General features: G+C 34.9%; 16 protein-coding genes. 11 read left to right on the plus strand and 5 right to left on the minus strand.

What is annotated here, in order from left to right:
- Positions 1-16 precede the first annotated feature (16 nt).
- From KO521_RS00600 to ruvX, 5 genes are all read right to left on the minus strand, one after another.
- On the minus strand, positions 17-1,105 hold the full coding sequence (locus tag KO521_RS00600) for a PAS domain-containing sensor histidine kinase (protein WP_215937986.1): 1,089 nt from the start codon (positions 1,103-1,105) through the stop codon (positions 17-19).
- A 434-nt stretch (positions 1,106-1,539) separates the two neighbouring features.
- Complete coding sequence (locus KO521_RS00605) at positions 1,540-1,983, minus strand: BLUF domain-containing protein (RefSeq protein WP_215937987.1); 444 nt, start codon at positions 1,981-1,983, stop codon at positions 1,540-1,542.
- A gap of 240 nt (positions 1,984-2,223) precedes the next feature.
- On the minus strand, positions 2,224-2,643 hold the full coding sequence (locus tag KO521_RS00610; protein WP_215937988.1) for a DUF5606 family protein: 420 nt from the start codon (positions 2,641-2,643) through the stop codon (positions 2,224-2,226).
- A gap of 60 nt (positions 2,644-2,703) precedes the next feature.
- Entirely contained in the window at positions 2,704-3,294 is a 591-nt protein-coding gene (def, locus tag KO521_RS00615) for a peptide deformylase (protein WP_215937989.1), read from the minus strand.
- Entirely contained in the window at positions 3,295-3,705 is a 411-nt protein-coding gene (gene ruvX, locus KO521_RS00620; RefSeq protein ID WP_215937990.1) for a Holliday junction resolvase RuvX, read from the minus strand. It abuts the gene before it with no gap.
- Between the two features lie 187 nt (positions 3,706-3,892).
- Between ruvX and KO521_RS00625 the strand changes: the two genes are divergently transcribed.
- The 11 genes from KO521_RS00625 to KO521_RS00675 all read left to right on the plus strand — a co-directional run.
- A complete protein-coding gene (locus KO521_RS00625; RefSeq protein WP_215937991.1) occupies positions 3,893-4,708 on the plus strand; it encodes a 2,3,4,5-tetrahydropyridine-2,6-dicarboxylate N-succinyltransferase in 816 nt (271 codons plus the stop codon).
- Between the two features lie 215 nt (positions 4,709-4,923).
- On the plus strand, positions 4,924-5,757 hold the full coding sequence (locus tag KO521_RS00630) for a glycosyltransferase family 2 protein (RefSeq protein ID WP_215937992.1): 834 nt from the start codon (positions 4,924-4,926) through the stop codon (positions 5,755-5,757).
- Between the two features lie 231 nt (positions 5,758-5,988).
- Positions 5,989-7,041: a hypothetical protein gene (locus KO521_RS00635; RefSeq protein ID WP_215937993.1), complete on the plus strand. Its 1,053-nt coding sequence runs from the start codon at positions 5,989-5,991 to the stop codon at positions 7,039-7,041.
- 80 nt (positions 7,042-7,121) lie between these two features.
- A complete protein-coding gene (locus KO521_RS00640) occupies positions 7,122-8,234 on the plus strand; it encodes a glycosyltransferase family 4 protein (protein ID WP_215937994.1) in 1,113 nt (370 codons plus the stop codon).
- Positions 8,235-9,314: a glycosyltransferase gene (locus KO521_RS00645; RefSeq protein WP_215937995.1), complete on the plus strand. Its 1,080-nt coding sequence runs from the start codon at positions 8,235-8,237 to the stop codon at positions 9,312-9,314.
- Positions 9,307-10,080, plus strand: a complete 774-nt coding sequence (locus KO521_RS00650; RefSeq protein WP_215937996.1) for a glycosyltransferase family 2 protein — start codon at positions 9,307-9,309, stop codon at positions 10,078-10,080. The genes KO521_RS00645 and KO521_RS00650 overlap by 8 nt, the downstream gene beginning before the upstream one ends.
- Positions 10,077-11,171 carry a glycosyltransferase gene (locus tag KO521_RS00655; protein WP_215937997.1) on the plus strand — a complete coding sequence of 365 codons (1,095 nt, stop codon included), beginning with the start codon at positions 10,077-10,079 and terminating at the stop codon, positions 11,169-11,171. The genes KO521_RS00650 and KO521_RS00655 overlap by 4 nt, the downstream gene beginning before the upstream one ends.
- 15 nt (positions 11,172-11,186) lie before the next feature.
- Positions 11,187-11,747, plus strand: a complete 561-nt coding sequence (locus tag KO521_RS00660; protein WP_215937998.1) for an L-threonylcarbamoyladenylate synthase — start codon at positions 11,187-11,189, stop codon at positions 11,745-11,747.
- A gap of 51 nt (positions 11,748-11,798) precedes the next feature.
- Positions 11,799-13,214 carry a CCA tRNA nucleotidyltransferase gene (locus tag KO521_RS00665; protein ID WP_252729802.1) on the plus strand — a complete coding sequence of 472 codons (1,416 nt, stop codon included), beginning with the start codon at positions 11,799-11,801 and terminating at the stop codon, positions 13,212-13,214.
- A gap of 268 nt (positions 13,215-13,482) precedes the next feature.
- Complete coding sequence (locus KO521_RS00670; protein WP_215937999.1) at positions 13,483-14,421, plus strand: PorP/SprF family type IX secretion system membrane protein; 939 nt, start codon at positions 13,483-13,485, stop codon at positions 14,419-14,421.
- A 286-nt stretch (positions 14,422-14,707) separates the two neighbouring features.
- Positions 14,708-16,381 (plus strand): DUF7507 domain-containing protein (locus KO521_RS00675; protein ID WP_215938000.1); only part of this gene is annotated, 1,674 nt, incomplete at its 3' end.

The following is a 16,381-nucleotide window of genomic DNA, read 5'->3' on the forward strand; positions in this document are numbered from 1 at the left end:
ACTGGTTTTAGTTATCCTAGAACCGAATGTTAAATTCAGTTCCTTTATTTACCTCACTTTTAACTTTGATTTCTCCACCTTTTTCTGTCACGATAGAGTGAATAATATAGAGCCCAATACCTAGACCTTCTACATGTGTATGCATTCTTTTGAACAACCCAAAAATTTTAAGGTCTGCGCTCTGGTCAAAACCCAAACCATTATCTCTGAAGGTTAGGTGTATTTTTCCATTAACCTCCTTGACCTTTATCTTGATTATAGGCTTACGATTGGGATGTCTATATTTAAGAGCGTTAGAAAGAAGATTTTGTATAATACTTTCCAAATGCACAGGGCAGTATTTAATAGTTGGTGAACTTGAAAAGTCCTCCTCAATAATCGCCCTGCTCTTAATTATATCTTCAGAAAGAATAGCCTTTACCTTTGCTAGTACCTCTGCGAAAACTATAGTTTCTTGATCTTGACAAAGATTGGATTTTAAGGCAATTACATGATTTAATGCTCTAACTTTATCACACATTACTTTTGTAACCTGTTTCATTCTATCTACTATAAGGCTAGCCTCTTCAGGAATTGACCCAGTCTTCGCAAGCATTTCAAATAGACTTTTTAAGTTAGTAATTGGAGCCCTTAAATCATGCGCGGCCACATAGGAAAACTCCTCCAGGGACTTGTTTGATTTTTTGAGGTTATCGTTAACTTGTTTTAAAGAATCTTGCGTACTCTTTAGTTCATCTATTGATTGACCCACGCTTGAAACGTCTTGAGTAGATATCCCTAAATAGTCACCAACTTTGAATGCTCTAACCATCCATCTATACTCTACATTATCTATTTCAAAAGAGAGTAGATCATACCCAACGGCAACCCCCGTATGAAAAACCTCTTTATAAGACTCAAAACGTTCGGTACCAATTAAATGAGGGAATATATCAAGAAGATTTTTACCAATAAAATCCTCTCTGCATTTACCTAAGGCGGTAATTGCGGCAATATTTACATCCACGAAATCCATCTTCTCATTAAGAATAACAAAAGGAGAATAGGCATTTTCAAAAAAAGCGCTCTTTAATTCGTTACTAATTTCGGCTACATCGTTCTTCATATGTCTTAGATTTTAAATAAAAAATAGATTATCTACACTCCTAATTTCCAGAATTTTATGGTATTATTAAGATGTGAGAAGGTGTATAGTAGTTAGCCGAAGACGAATGGCAATTTTCTATAGACGAAAAACATTCAGCATTTTACAAAAGTCAATGTTCTTCTTTTACTACTAACACTTTATACCAGCTAAACTTACAATAGGAATTAAGGTAATTGCCTCTGGCATGGAGTTGATTGCCCTCTAATTACATAAATGTGCTTGTCAAAAGATAACTGTATGTAAAGAGAACATGTTTCAAGGATACAAACCCCTCAAATTAAAAAAATGGAAGAGTAGGAAGGTTTGTTAGAATGGGAGGAAGGATTTTAAGAATAGTATGTTTAATACAAATTAAAAATAATAGAAGCAACTGAGGATAATACCAAAATCATTTAGGCACTTTTATCCGCATATTTCGTAGTTAACAATAATTTTGTTGCGTTCCAAAATTCAATTGATGTAGGATTGGGAGATAATGAGTTTTCTGGATTTTCAAAAAAGGTGGCCACTAATAATTTTAAATATTGAAGATCACTATTTTCAGATTTAAGGTGTTCAAAAGCCATTCTCCAAGTAATAAACTCCCTGTTATGGATTCTACTTTGAGACAGTAATTTTACTTCTGAATGCCTACTATCCTCTTCAATCTTTGCATAAAGTTCTTTGACGGTAATTTCATCGCCTTCAAGGTACTGTATGAATCTTTCATTAAAATAAAGTAAACATCCGGTAATATTCTGCTGAGCATTGGAATCTCGCGCTTTTACAAGCATTTCCTGAACTTTTTGTAGCCCAAAATCAGCATTTGCTTTAGAGGTATATACTAAACAAAACATGTAATTTGGTATGTATTTGGTTGGCTTGTTACTAGCTAAGTTAATAATTAAATCACAAAGTGTTATATGGAAAATAGATTAATCGATTAGCTTAAAGTTTTTTCTTTTAATCAAGAAAGATTAATCTTACTTAATTCATTTTTTTAGTACATGAACACCAATCAATAAATACTTATGTGTAGCAAAAAAACCCTCATTAAGAGGGCTTTATAATAATTTTTAAGGTAAAAAAGATTTAATTTATTCCTCTTCATCCATAGCAGATTTATCCGCGGAAAAATCCGTTATATTATTCTCGTGAAGTATATTATACCACTGTATTACCTTTTTAATATCACTAGCGTACACTCGATCTTCATCATAGTTAGGTAGAATTTCAAAGAAATATTCTTCCAACTTAATTTTTTCCGCTTTATGGGCTACGGAAGTTTTTCCTCCTTTTTCTTTTACTTGTATTTTTAAAAATACGTCTCTTAGGGGTAATTCTTCATCTAAGGTATAAATTGCAATTTCAGAAAGAATACTAACATTACTTCGCATACCTACGGTAATACGTTTTTGATCAATTAGCGATTCTGCAACAAACCCGGTACGGGTCTGCGTAACCAATTTGTATAGGCCTGGTTTTCCCCCAATGGATAAGATCTTATCTAAACTCATATAAAAATTTACATTTTAGGAGCGCAAATATTGCACTTTTCAACGGATTACAATAAAACTTTAACGTCCTTTTTTCTGCTTAGGAAAACGCATACGGTAATCTGCTCTTATATTTCCTTTTGAAATATTAGTTAATCTACCTTTTAATAAACGCTTCTTTAAAGATGAAAGTTTGTCCGTAAACAAAATACCCTCAATATGGTCGTATTCATGTTGAATTACACGGGCCAATAAACCATCATAGGTTTCCGTTTGCTTTTTGAAATCCTCATCTACGTAAGTTATGGTAACCGTATCCTTTCTGCTAACATCTTCGTGAATATCTGGTATACTCAAACAACCTTCGCTAAAAGCCCATTCTTTGCCAGTTTCCTCTTCAATGTAAGCATTGATGAATACTTTTTTGAAACCATCCAATTTCTTCTTCTCCTCTTCTGTAAGGTCTTCATCTTTGGAAAAGGGAGTTGTATCCACCAAAAACAATCTTACCGGCAATCCTATTTGAGGTGCTGCTAAACCAACTCCATTTGCATTATACATGGTTTCCCACATATTATCGATCAACTCTTCTAATTTAGGGTAATCCTTGGGCACATCATTACCCTTTTTTCTTAATACGGGGTCGCCATAAGCGATAATTGGTAATATCATCTAAATTTTATTTAAATAGGCTTGTAGAATAATAGTAGCACTTATCTCATCTACTAGAGCTTTATCTCTTCTTTGTTTCTTTTTTAAACCACTATCTATCATGGTCTGAAAAGCCATTTTTGAGGTAAAGCGTTCATCTTGACGCTCTACAGGTATATGTGGAAAAACTTTCTTTAAACGATTTAAAAATGGAGCTATTAACGCTTCAGACTCACTAGGTGTATTATCCATTTGACGTGGTTCACCTACTATAAATTTTTGGACATTCTCCTTTTCAACATAGTCTTTTAAAAAATCTATCAGTTCAAAGGTACGAACAGTAGTTAAACCTGAAGCTATCAATTGCAATTCATCGGTAACGGCAATTCCTGTTCGTTTCTTTCCATAATCCAAAGCCAACAACCTTCCCAATCCTTTATTTATTTTTTTGCAAAAATAACCTATAAATTGTTATAACCGTAAAATTGAAACCCCAAATCATATTTGACTCCTATATTTGTAGCGCTGTACCAAGTAACATATGAAAGGTATCATAAAGGAAACAAATAACCCAAGGCGCAGAGAACGCGCTATATAACATTCTAATAGTAGATTAAAGATGACGGAATTAAGAAAAACAATAGAAAATGCATGGGACAACAGGGAGCTTTTGAAAGAAGCTGCAACCCAAGAAGCCATAAGAGAAGTTGTAAATTTATTAGACCTAGGTAAATTACGTTGTGCGGAACCAACCGCAGATGGTTGGCAAATTAACGAATGGGTAAAAAAGGGTGTTGTACTTTATTTTCCAATTCAAAAAATGGAAACCCTAGAAGCTGGCATTTTTGAATACCATGATAAAATTCCGCTAAAAAGTGGTTATAAAGAAAAAGGTATACGCGTAGTACCAAACGCCGTTGCGCGTCACGGTGCCTATATCTCTGCTGGTACTATTTTAATGCCTAGCTACGTAAATATAGGTGCTTACGTAGATGAAGGAACCATGGTTGATACCTGGGCCACTGTAGGAAGTTGTGCACAAATAGGTAAAAATGTTCACTTAAGCGGTGGTGTTGGTATTGGTGGTGTTCTTGAACCATTGCAAGCCGCTCCGGTCATTATTGAAGATAATGCCTTTATTGGTTCTAGGTGTATTGTTGTTGAAGGTGTGCGTGTTGAAAAAGAAGCCGTATTAGGCGCTAACGTTGTACTTACCGCATCTACAAAGATAATTGATATTACCGGAGATGAGCCAATTGAAATTAAAGGTAGGGTTCCTGCACGTTCAGTTGTTATACCAGGGAGTTATACTAAGAAGTTTCCTGCCGGTGAGTTTCAAGTACCATGTGCTTTGATTATCGGAACAAGAAAAGAAAGTACAAACAAAAAGACCTCGTTGAACGATGCTTTACGGGAATATGATGTAGCTGTTTAAAAAGCTATTTCCAGAATCCTGTCCATAGTCGTTTTAAACGAACGATTATGGACATTTTTTTTATAAAATTTTACCATTTGTACGCAACCTTTTCTAATTCTTTAGTCTAGTTCATAGAAGACCTGTAAGAAAAGTACTCAACAAAACAATTTATAGCTATTTTATTAGTTATAGTCTAGCGAGTTAAAACGAACACAATAAAATTTTATTTGATTTTGAGTAATTCTGGAGATAAGCTTACAGCATTGATCATCACCTTTAATGAAATGGAGCACATAAAAAAGTGTATTTTTTCTGTTTCTTTCGCGGATGAAATAATCGTTGTAGATTCCTACAGCACGGATGGCACATTCGAGTATCTTGAGACTTTACCCAATGTTAGGGTAATTCAGCGCCCTTTTAAAAACTTCACAGATCAGAAATCATTTACGCTTGATAAAGCCTCTAATGATTGGGTTTTATTTGTAGATGCAGATGAAATAGTTCCTAGTTCTTTGCGAAAAGAAATTAGCCAAACCATTAAAGACCCCAACGCACTAAATGCGTATTGGTTTTACAGAAAGTTTATGTTCAAGAACAGTAAACTAAACTATAGTGGTTGGCAAACCGATAAAAATATAAGATTATTTAAAAAAAGTAAGTGTCAATTTGCTCAAAACAAATTGGTTCACGAAACCCTGCAGGTCAATGGTAAGACAGGTGTTCTTAAAGAGAAATTGACTCACTACTGTTATAAAGGTTATAGTGATTACAAAGCTAAAATGGTACACTACGGAAAACTAAAGGCCAAAGAATTATATGCCAATAACCGCTCCAGTAATCTATTTAAACTAATTGGCAAGCCTTCATGGAAATTTGCTTACAATTATATTATAAGGTTAGGGTTTATAGATTTGAGAAAAGGTTTTACCGTATGCTATTTAAATGCTTTAAGTGTTTATGTTAGATATGATGAGTTGTCTAAACTCAAGCAAGTAGGTGAAGTACCGCAAATAGCACCTAAAAAAGAAGAATACAAACTTAAGAATGTTGAGATGATGGCCAGCTAATGCTAATCTATTATACTTAACCGAAAACATCATATTTAGGGGCAAAGCGAAAAGTTCATCCCTCTATCTTGGAGTTTAATGGTATTATCTCTCTTTATATCTCCGCAAATTAAAGTTTTAGTTCTTGCATATTGTTTTCAGATTAAAGTTCTATTCTAAAAATTAAACCTAGTTCCATCACATTTACCCAAACATTAAGCATCTTTGCACTGGGCTTAAACTACCAATGCAATGAAAACCGCTGTTATTGAAATTAGCACTAGCCATGAGGAGTGCCTATATTCTCAGGCCTTATTTATGGAAAATACTGAAATTGAACTTGATGTATTTATTCATCCAAAGTTAAATGCTCAAATACTGCCTTATAAAGAGTTATTCAATACTATCTTTTTTGTTAAAGAGAGGAAAGGCTTGTTTAAAAATATAAGAGGTTCCATTCAACTTTTAAAAAGTTTAAAAGCTTATGACCTTTTAATTTTTAACACTGCAAGTTCTAGCAAAGTAATTAGAAATACCGTATTTTTTCTAAATCTCTATCCTAAAATTAAATGTATTGGCTTGTTGCACAATACGAAAAAACTAAACAAAAGTTTTACGCAAAAAATAATTTCAACTAAAATCAAGAAATACTTTGTGCTTGCGGACCACTTGATTCAATCTTATCCTAAAAACATAAAACTTAACAGTTTCTATCCAATTTTTTTTCCTGTAAGTAACATTGTTATACGTAAGGATAAAAATGATATTTGGATAGTAATTCCTGGTAGGATAGATTTATCTCGGAGAAATTATTCCATATTGTTAAACGCTTTGGAAAAAGCTGAAAATCTCTTGAATATTAAATTTATTTTTCTTGGAAAACTTTTAAACATAACTGAAGAAGGAAGTGCACTATTATCACAATTCAAAAGCTCCAAGTTTTCATCGCAGATTGTAACCTTTGACCGATTCATTGAAAATGAAGAATATCATGCATATCTATCGAAAGCAGATATGGTTATGCCATTACTAAAGCATGACAACTCCTATTTAACAAATAAGATATCAGGTAGTTTTAATTTGGCATATGCCCATAAAAAACCTTTGCTATCTCAAGATTTCTTCAATGAAATTGATGATTTAGCTGGACAAACCGTATTTTACAACGAAGAAAACCTACATTCTATTCTTGAAAAAATTAATCAAAGGAAATTGAAATATCCTGCCTTTAAAAATTTGGATAAATGGTCGTTTCAAAATCAAAAAACTTCGTACCTGAATTTTATTGACCTACCCCAACAATAGATTATCTTATAATTCTTGATTTATCTGCTCTTTCGGTATATAATGTTTAGATTTACAATTATTGCTTTTTTTTGAGACACATGAGAATAGGTTATGATGCCAAAAGAATTTTTCACAATAGAACAGGTCTAGGTAATTACGGACGCGACATTTTGCGTATTTTAAATTCGTATCCGGAATTAAAAGAATTTTACCTTTTTAACACCAAAACACCTAGTGTAGACAGAAAAATTGCTTTAGAAAAATCTACAATTGTTTACCCTACTGGTTGGTTTTGGAAAAACTTTCCTTCCTTATGGCGGTTGTTTGGTCAATGGACTCAAATAAATAACCTAAAATTAGATTGGTATCATGGATTATCCGGAGAAATACCCATTCAATTTAAAAAACAAGGTACTTCCAGAATAGTTACCATACACGATCTTATTTTTATAAGTCACCCTAAGTATTATAACTTTTGGGACCGCGTAATATATAGATTAAAATTTTACTACGCTGTACATGCCTCTGAACATATTGTAGCAATTAGCGAACAAACAAAAAGAGATATTGTAAGATTTCTAAAGGTTTCTCCTGAAAAGATTACCGTAATTTATCAAGGGTGTCATAATGCATTTAAAACATCATATACGCAAGATGATAAACAAAATATACGAAAAAGATTCAATCTTCCAGAACAGTTTATACTAAATGTCGGTACCATACAAGAGCGTAAAAATGTATTGGCCATTGTAAAGGCAATACAGGGCACAACATATCATTTAGCATTGGTTGGAGGTGAAAAATCCTATGCAAAAAAGGTTCATAAATATATTGATGAGCACCAAATGAAAAACCAAGTAACGTTTGTCAAAAAGATAAGTGTAAATGATCTAGCTATATTATACCAGGCCGCAACGCTACTGTGTTACCCGTCATACTGCGAAGGATTTGGTATTCCTCTAATTGAAGCTCTTTTTAGTAAAATACCGGTAATTGTAACTAAAGGAGGTTGTTTTCCAGAAGCAGCTGGGCCTGACGCCCTTTATGTTGACCCGGACAACACTGATGAAATTTATAAAAATATTAAAAAGCTATATGACCATCCCGAACTAAGAAAAGAGTTGACTGCCAAAGGCTTCTCGTATGTACAAAAGTTCAACGATGAAAATGTTGGAGATAATCTTATTGCTCTTTATAAAAAGTTAGGATAAATGGGGTCTATTTGCTTTTTTAATACGGTCACGTCATGGGGCGGAGGAGAAAAATGGCATTTTGAAGTGAGCCAATACCTTCATTCTAAAGGGATTCCTGTTTTTGTAGTAGGACATCCGAAAAGTGTTCTTTTGAAAAAATTAAAAAACACTGATATTCCTTACAAAGCTATTGCACTATCCAACCTGAGTTTTATAAATCCCGTAAAAAGATCAGCTGTTAAAGAATGTCTTAAAAATCGTTCTGTAGATACGCTAATCTTGAATCTATCTAGCGACGTAAAGATTGCAGGACCTATTGCCAAAGCACTAAATATACCTAGAATCATATATAGACGTGGTAGTGCCATTCCCGTTAAAAATACGTTTCTCAATAGATATTTATTTAAAAATGTACTTACGGAAATTCTTGCTAATTCCTTTGCTACTAAAAAAACCATTTTAGAGAACAACCCTAACCTTTTTCCAAGTGACAAAATTACTGTCATTTACAATGGAGTAGAGATACCCGAACAATTAACAACAACAACATCCAATTCTCAAAAAAAAGCTATTACGCTTGTGAATCTGGGTCGATTGGAATTTCAAAAAAATCAAGGATTTTTGTTAGATGTTGCCAAAAAATTAATTCAAAAACGAATTAGTTTTAAAATGGTCATAGGTGGTGATGGACGCTTAAAAAACGAACTGCAATCAAGAATAGATAGTGAGGGCTTATCAAACCACGTAGAGCTTTATGGGTTTGTGGATAAACCCTACACGTTTCTTTCACAAGGCGATGTTTTTTTGCTTTCATCCCATTGGGAAGGTTTTGGCTATGTTCTTGCAGAAGCAGCTCTATGTAACATGCCATCTGTAGCGTTTAACCTCAGTAGTAATCCAGAAGTAGTCTTACATGAAAAAACCGGCCTATTAACTACTCCTAACGATGTAGATGGTTTTGTTGATGCTATTAATACATTTTATCAAAATAGATCATTAATTAGCTTAATGGGCAATGCAGGAAGAGAACATATTATAGAGCAATTTGAAAAATCAAAAATATTAAAGGAAATAGAAGCATACTTGAAATATGAATAGGAAGGAGAAGATTTCGGGCTTACTTATTACCCTCAACGAAGAAAAGCACATTGATGCTGTTTTGCAAAACCTATCGTTTTGTGATGAGATTATCGTGGTTGACTCGTTCAGTACGGATGGTACGGTAGAGATCATTAAAAAGTACTCCAATGTTCAGCTAATTCAACGGTCCTTTAAAAATTATACAGACCAAAAGCAATTTGCTTTAAATCAAGCAACTCATAATTGGATACTGTTCATGGATGCAGATGAAAGGGTGCCCCCTGAACTTCAAAAAGAAATCATTAATGAAATTGAAACAGCATCCAAGCCTGCTTCGGCCTATTATTTCTTACGTATTTTTATGTATAAGCAAAAGGTATTGCGTTTTAGTGGATGGCAAACAGATAAAAATTATCGCCTATTTCAAAAAAGCAAAGTTCAATTCGTTTCCGATAGAATTGTACATGAAACCTTAGAAGTAAACGGAGAATCAAAAACCTTGAAAAATAAACTTATACATTACTCTTTTAATAATTATGATGAGTATAAGTCCAAGATGGTAAAATATGGCAAAATGAAGGCCAGAGAGTCTTTTGATGCTGGCAAAAAAGCAAGATGGTATCATTCCATATTTAGACCATCTTGGAAATTTATAAATCATTTTATACTTAGATTGGGTTTTTTAGATGGAAAAAAAGGTATTGTCATTTCCTACTTAAATGCTCTTGGTGTTTATACTAGATATAAAGAATTAAAACGCTTGTACACTATTAACGATAAATGAAAACCAAAACAAAAAAAATAATCTTCTTTTGTCCTACTAAAAATTGGGGTGGCATAGAAAAAAATGTGTTGCTAAGAGCTCGTCACCTTAGTAAAAAAGATTATCACGTAGTTATAGTTTTACTTAAAAACACTTTTGAAGATAAATTTTCAAATCTTGAAAATGTGACAGTCCACACCGTAACAAAACGTGGGGGCGATTTAAATTTTGCCGTGGTACGCAATTATATGCAACTCATTCAAAAATTTAAACCTTTTACTGTTTTTGCTGCACTAAAACGCGATTGGTGGCTGGTTTCTCTTGCTGCTCATTTAAAAAAAGTCCCTAATACTATACTATATTTAGGCAACATCAGGAAAATTAGGACCAGTCTTAAGTACCGTCTTGTATTCAAAACTTTTAAAGCTAAAGTATTAGTAAATAGTGATTCGCTTAAATCGGATTTATTACAGAACAGTATTTATTTTAATCGTAAAAACTTGTTCAGGATTTATAATGGTATAGAATTACCCCAGACAAAAGAAATTGCGGATTGGAAACCCATAAAGGAATTGAATATTTCTACGGACAACTTCTTAGTAGGTGTTGCAGGTTGGTTGAATTATAGAAAAGGATTTGACCTTCTTCCTAAAATTCTAGAAAAACTTCCTCAGAATGTGCATATAGTCCATGCTGGTACTGGAGGATTTGAATTAGACATGACAGAAATTCTGGCACAGTATCCAGAAATGTCAGAACGGATTCATTTTTTGGGTCATGTTAATGAAATGGAGCAATTTTTTCAACATATTGACCTATTCCTACTTTGTTCTAGAGAAGAAGGTATGGCCAATGTCCTATTGGAAGCTCTAAGTCACGGAAAATCTATAATATCCACAAAAGTACCTGGAAGCGAAGAATTATTGGACAATGGCATCTTTGGTATCCTCACAGAAATCGATGATGTTTCGGCTATGGCCAATGGTATAAATGCTATTTTAGAACGAAAGATAACTTTTGACCCTGAATTTTTACAACAAAGGATAGCCCAGACATTTTCATTTGAAAATATGATGAATAATACAGAATCATTACTATTTCCGAACAAATAATACGTGAGTTAAACCATGAACGAAGAAATCAACAAATGCATAGAAGTGTTGCAAAATGGTGGCCTTATTCTTTATCCAACGGATACCATTTGGGGTATTGGTTGTGATGCCACTAATGAGGAAGCCGTAAAGAGAGTCTATGACCTAAAGAAAAGGAAAGATAGCAAAGCTCTTATTTGCCTCGTTGCTAATGACGTAATGTTAGAAAGAACTGTGGAAGAAGTTCCTGAAGTTGCTTACGATATTATAGACCTTTCAACTAAACCTACTACCATTATCTATGACAAGCCAAAAGGAGTAGCAAAAAATCTATTTGCTGAAGATAATACCTTGGCTATTAGAGTTGCTTCCGATAAATTCTGTAGATATCTTATTAATAAGTTCAAAAAACCTATCGTTTCTACCTCTTCTAACCTTTCAGGTAAACCTACTCCCAAAAGTTTTAACGAAATAGACCCTGTTATTTTAAAAGGTGTAGACTATGTGGTAAATTTGCAGCCCGAACAAAAATCGGCAGTACCATCAGCTATAATAAAACTAGGTAACGATGGTACCGTTAAGATTATTCGGAAGTAACCTAAAATGCAATATATCTAGTTTTCTGTGCTAGAATTTAAAATTAAACTTTTGAACCATATACAAGCACTTTCCAACCCAATATTTAAAATCGTTTCTCAAGCAGCAGATGAACTTGGGCTGGATTGTTATGTAATTGGTGGCTTTGTAAGGGACTATCTTCTGGATAGAGGCACTCATAAAGACATAGATATTGTTGCCATAGGAAGCGGTATAGAATTGGCAAGAAAGGTAGCATCTTTACTTAAGGAACAACCAAAAGTGAGTGTTTTCAAAAATTTTGGCACCGCTATGTTGAGGCATGGTGACGTGGAATTGGAATTTGTTGGTGCCCGTAAAGAAAGTTATCATAGAGATAGTCGCAAACCTGTTGTTGAAGATGGTACGCTAGCGGACGATCAAAACCGTCGCGATTTTACTATAAATGCCTTAGCCATATCTCTAAACCTCAACAATTACGGAGATTTGTTGGATCCTTTTAATGGTATTTCTGATTTAGAATCGAAAATTATCCGAACACCTCTAGAACCAGGTATTACGTACTCGGATGATCCATTGCGTATGATGCGGGCCATACGTTTTGCAACGCAACTAGATTTCCAAATTGAACAAAATTCTTTACAGGCTATCACAGATAATAAAGAACGAATTCGGATTATTTCAAAAGAACGTATTGTAGATGAGCTAAATAAAATTCTATCAAGTAACGTACCTTCATTAGGATTCTCACTACTTCATAAAACTGGACTCCTACCCTTTATTATGCCGGAACTTGTTGCGCTACAAGGAATAGAAGAAATTGAAGGTCAGCGTCATAAAGATAATTTCTGGCATACTTTAGAAGTGGTTGATAACATTTCTAAAACCACCAACAACCTCTGGTTACGTTGGGCTGCATTACTGCACGATATTGGAAAAGCACCTACAAAAAAATTCCATAAAAAAATTGGGTGGACCTTTCACGGGCATGAGTTTGTAGGATCAAAAATGGTATACAGACTTTTTAAGCGACTACGGATGCCATTAAATGACAAAATGAAATTCGTTCAAAAAATGGTCCTAATGAGTTCTAGGCCTATTGTACTTTCTGAGGATTATGCTACGGATTCAGCCGTACGCAGGTTAGTTTTTGATGCCGGCGAAAATGTTGAAGACCTTATGACCCTTTGCGAAGCTGATATCACCACAAAAAACCCAAAAAAACAGAGAAGGTATAAGAACAACTTCAAAATCGTTCGGCAAAAAATTATCGAAGTAGAAGAACGTGACAGCATTCGTAAATTTCAACCCCCTGTAAGTGGCGAAGAAATTATGGAAACTTTCAATTTAAAACCTTCAAAAGAGATAGGAATAATCAAAGAAGCCATCAAAGAGGCTATTTTGGAAGGAGAAATCCCTAATGAATACGAAGCTGCAAAAGAATTTATGTTGGCAAAAGGTAAGGCTATAGGCCTCACACCGTCTTAAACAAGGCTTATTTACATTTATCGAATCATCACAAAAAAAAGATAGAAAGCCGCTGTAACAATAGAGCTCATATTCTAGCGTTTTACTGTTGAGACACAATGAAAAGGACTTTCCTATAGATTTAACCGTTTTATGTATTAACGACATTTTTTAAAGTTGTACCGATTAATTTTGGCTGTCAACGATAAGAATAGTCCTAAGTGCTAGAAATAAATATCTTTACAACGGTAAATTCAAGATTATCCCCTTTTTATCCAATAAAAAAGTCATGAAAAAATTCCTCCTAATTGCACTCTTGACCGCTACTACCCTTGGTGGTCTTAGAGCTCAGCAAGATGCCCAATATACGCAATATATGTACAACCCTATGGCCATTAACCCGGCTTATGCAGGTTCACGCGGTGTTTTTAGCATAGCAGGAATGCACCGCTCCCAATGGGTTGGTGTAGAAGGAGCCCCAGCAACGCAAACCCTCAATTTTCACACTCCCGTTTCAGATAGGGTTGGTATTGGTCTTTCTATAGTTAATGATGATATAGGAAACGGAACAAGCCAAGAAACCTATTTTGATGGCGTTTTTTCATATAATATACCCCTTTCAAGAGAAGCAAAATTAGCTTTTGGTTTAAAAGCAAGTGCACATATTTTAAATTTGGATTTTAGTAAGTTATCTAACTATAATAATGAGGTCTCAGGTACGGGCCTAACGAATATTGATAATAAGTTATCTCCAAATTTTGGGGCTGGTGTGTATTATTACAATGAACAATTCTATGTAGGCCTATCCGTTCCAAATTTTTTGGCTACCAAACATTTTGACGGTGATGCCTCCAGCTCTTCATTCTTAGCTAAAGAACGTATGAATTTTTATTTGATTACCGGCTATGTATATGAGCTTAATCAAAGATGGCAATTTAAACCGACCCTACTAATGAAAGCTGTCAACGGAGCCCCTCTACAAGTAGATGTTTCAGCTAATTTTATGTTTAACAATAAATTTATTTTAGGAGCTGGTTATAGATGGGATGGTGCTTTAAGCGCCCTTTTCGGTTTCCAGCCATCTGATCAAATATTATTGGGCCTCGCTTATGATAGAGAAGTTACGGAATTAGGAGGTTCCCGATTTAATGATGGCTCCTTTGAAGTATTTTTAAGGTATGAATTCCGCTCTCGTTACAGAAGAAATATAGCTCCAAGATTCTTTTAAATAATAGGCTTTCTTACAAATGTTCTAGGCTCATTTTAACAATGGGCTAAAATCCATATACTTTACTATTTATTTTCGCTTTTTACAGAACCTTTAAAAAATCTATTAGACAACAGGATTATCCCACATATTAAGAGCTCTTTACATCTAGTTTTTTACACTATACAACATATAATTTGCAAGGTCTTAGAGCCTGATTACATTTATGCCACAACGTTGTAAGTCTTTTGTTTACTGGCAGCATAGACTGCCATTGAACAAAAGACTTTATTAAATACATTCCCTCTTGGCGAATCGTTTTAAAAAAATATTTGGGGCATTTTTTCTTGTATTATTTGCCCATCTGGCAAACGCTCAGCAAACTACCAATTGGACAACCGTATCACCCACTGTTTGGGAATCCGTAACCAATGATGGTCTCGTACGTGTTGAATGTAGGGTGTCCGGTGGCGTATCTATTACCGGACCCCAAACTATGGGATGTACAAGTGCAGCGACTTACAGCGACGCTGCGGTTTTTGGCAGTCCTTCCCTAGAAATTACCGCAAGTTCACTGAACTCAGGAAACTTGAGTTTTTATTTTTTTGATGCCATAACAGGAGACTCTGTCTATATTGTAAACCCTACACTACACGCTGATAAAGTCGGAACCTTTGCCGTTGTCCTCTTGGTTTCCGATGCTGCTACAGGAAATTTTAATATCACCAACGGGACGTGGACAGAACTTAGTTCCAACGGACCTATTTTTCAATCTACTCCTACCCTATTCAATATTGATGATGATGCACTAGTTCTTGGCGGTGGGGGCGAATGCGTTAACGGAACAAGTATAGGTTCAGGAGGAGGAAGTTTGCGGGTTGACAACGTTACTCAGTCAGTTCAAATGGATGTTGATGTAACAGGTGGCTTAATTTTTTTATTGACCGCTGCGGATGAAGTAGAATTTGTTCTTACGGATTTAATAATTGCAGAGCCAGAGATTGAAATTACCAAAACCGTAGTCGAAAATTTTTCCACCCCTGTCAATATTGGAGATACTGTAGATTATTCAGTCACCATCGAAAATACTGGAAATGTTACATTGGATAACATAGACCTAACGGATACTTTTACTGATGTAGATTCAAATAATCTTACCTTAACCAGTGGTCCTTCCTTCAGTAATTCTTCGATGAGCTCTGCTGAAGGTACGCTGCTTGTAGGAGAAACAGCTACTTACTTTGCAAGCTTTACACTTAATTCATCTGTTTTAGAAATTGGGGGTTTTAACAATCAAATTAGTGTTCTTGCCGATAGTCCTTACGGTATTGACGATGTATATGACATATCGGATAATGGTATTGACACCGATGGAAATATTGAAGATGACCCAACTATCACTTATTTTCCAACTACAGAGGACGAAACGATTGATATATGTGAAGAAGGTACACTGGATATTACTGTTCTCAGTAATGATGATTTTGGAGGAAACGGAGCATCCTCCGGAAGTATATTCATTGTAAATCCTGCTAGTCAAGGAACAGCAACCGTGAATACCAATGGAACCATATCAAACCCTATAGACGATTATATAACTTACACTTCTGCTTCTGGATATACAGGTTCTGATAGCTTTGTTTATGGAATTAGGGATAGTAAAGGGTACGAACAACATGCCACAGTTTCCATTTCAGAACAAGCAGTACCCAATGCAGGTAGCGATGGCGCTTTGACCATTTGTGCTGGAACAACAGTTACCGAAGCCCAACTTTTTAATGAATTAGGTTCTCCCGATTCAGGAGGAACATGGTCTCCGGCAATGGGAGGCGCGGGAACGTATACCTATACCGTAGCAGCAACTTCTCCCTGTACCGGTGACGATACCTCACAAGTAATCGTCTCAGAACAACCCCTACCGAACGCCGGAACCGACGGAACTTTGACCGTTTGTGCAGGTGAGACCGTAACCGAACCGCAA

The organism is Zobellia uliginosa, from assembly GCF_018860745.1.
Classification (GTDB): domain Bacteria; phylum Bacteroidota; class Bacteroidia; order Flavobacteriales; family Flavobacteriaceae; genus Zobellia; species Zobellia uliginosa_B.

What these genes read in the sequence shown, in the direction of transcription:
- KO521_RS00600 (WP_215937986.1), bottom strand. Translation starts at nt 1,105, where the DNA reads ATGAAGAACGATGTAGCCGAAATTAGTAACGAATTAAAGAGCGCTTTT.
- KO521_RS00605 (WP_215937987.1), bottom strand. Translation starts at nt 1,983, where the DNA reads ATGTTTTGTTTAGTATATACCTCTAAAGCAAATGCTGATTTTGGGCTA.
- KO521_RS00610 (WP_215937988.1), bottom strand. Translation starts at nt 2,643, where the DNA reads ATGAGTTTAGATAAGATCTTATCCATTGGGGGAAAACCAGGCCTATAC.
- def (WP_215937989.1), bottom strand. Translation starts at nt 3,294, where the DNA reads ATGATATTACCAATTATCGCTTATGGCGACCCCGTATTAAGAAAAAAG.
- KO521_RS00625 (WP_215937991.1), top strand. Translation starts at nt 3,893, where the DNA reads ATGACGGAATTAAGAAAAACAATAGAAAATGCATGGGACAACAGGGAG.
- KO521_RS00635 (WP_215937993.1), top strand. Translation starts at nt 5,989, where the DNA reads ATGAAAACCGCTGTTATTGAAATTAGCACTAGCCATGAGGAGTGCCTA.
- KO521_RS00640 (WP_215937994.1), top strand. Translation starts at nt 7,122, where the DNA reads ATGAGAATAGGTTATGATGCCAAAAGAATTTTTCACAATAGAACAGGT.
- KO521_RS00645 (WP_215937995.1), top strand. Translation starts at nt 8,235, where the DNA reads ATGGGGTCTATTTGCTTTTTTAATACGGTCACGTCATGGGGCGGAGGA.
- KO521_RS00650 (WP_215937996.1), top strand. Translation starts at nt 9,307, where the DNA reads ATGAATAGGAAGGAGAAGATTTCGGGCTTACTTATTACCCTCAACGAA.
- KO521_RS00655 (WP_215937997.1), top strand. Translation starts at nt 10,077, where the DNA reads ATGAAAACCAAAACAAAAAAAATAATCTTCTTTTGTCCTACTAAAAAT.
- KO521_RS00660 (WP_215937998.1), top strand. Translation starts at nt 11,187, where the DNA reads ATGAACGAAGAAATCAACAAATGCATAGAAGTGTTGCAAAATGGTGGC.
- KO521_RS00670 (WP_215937999.1), top strand. Translation starts at nt 13,483, where the DNA reads ATGAAAAAATTCCTCCTAATTGCACTCTTGACCGCTACTACCCTTGGT.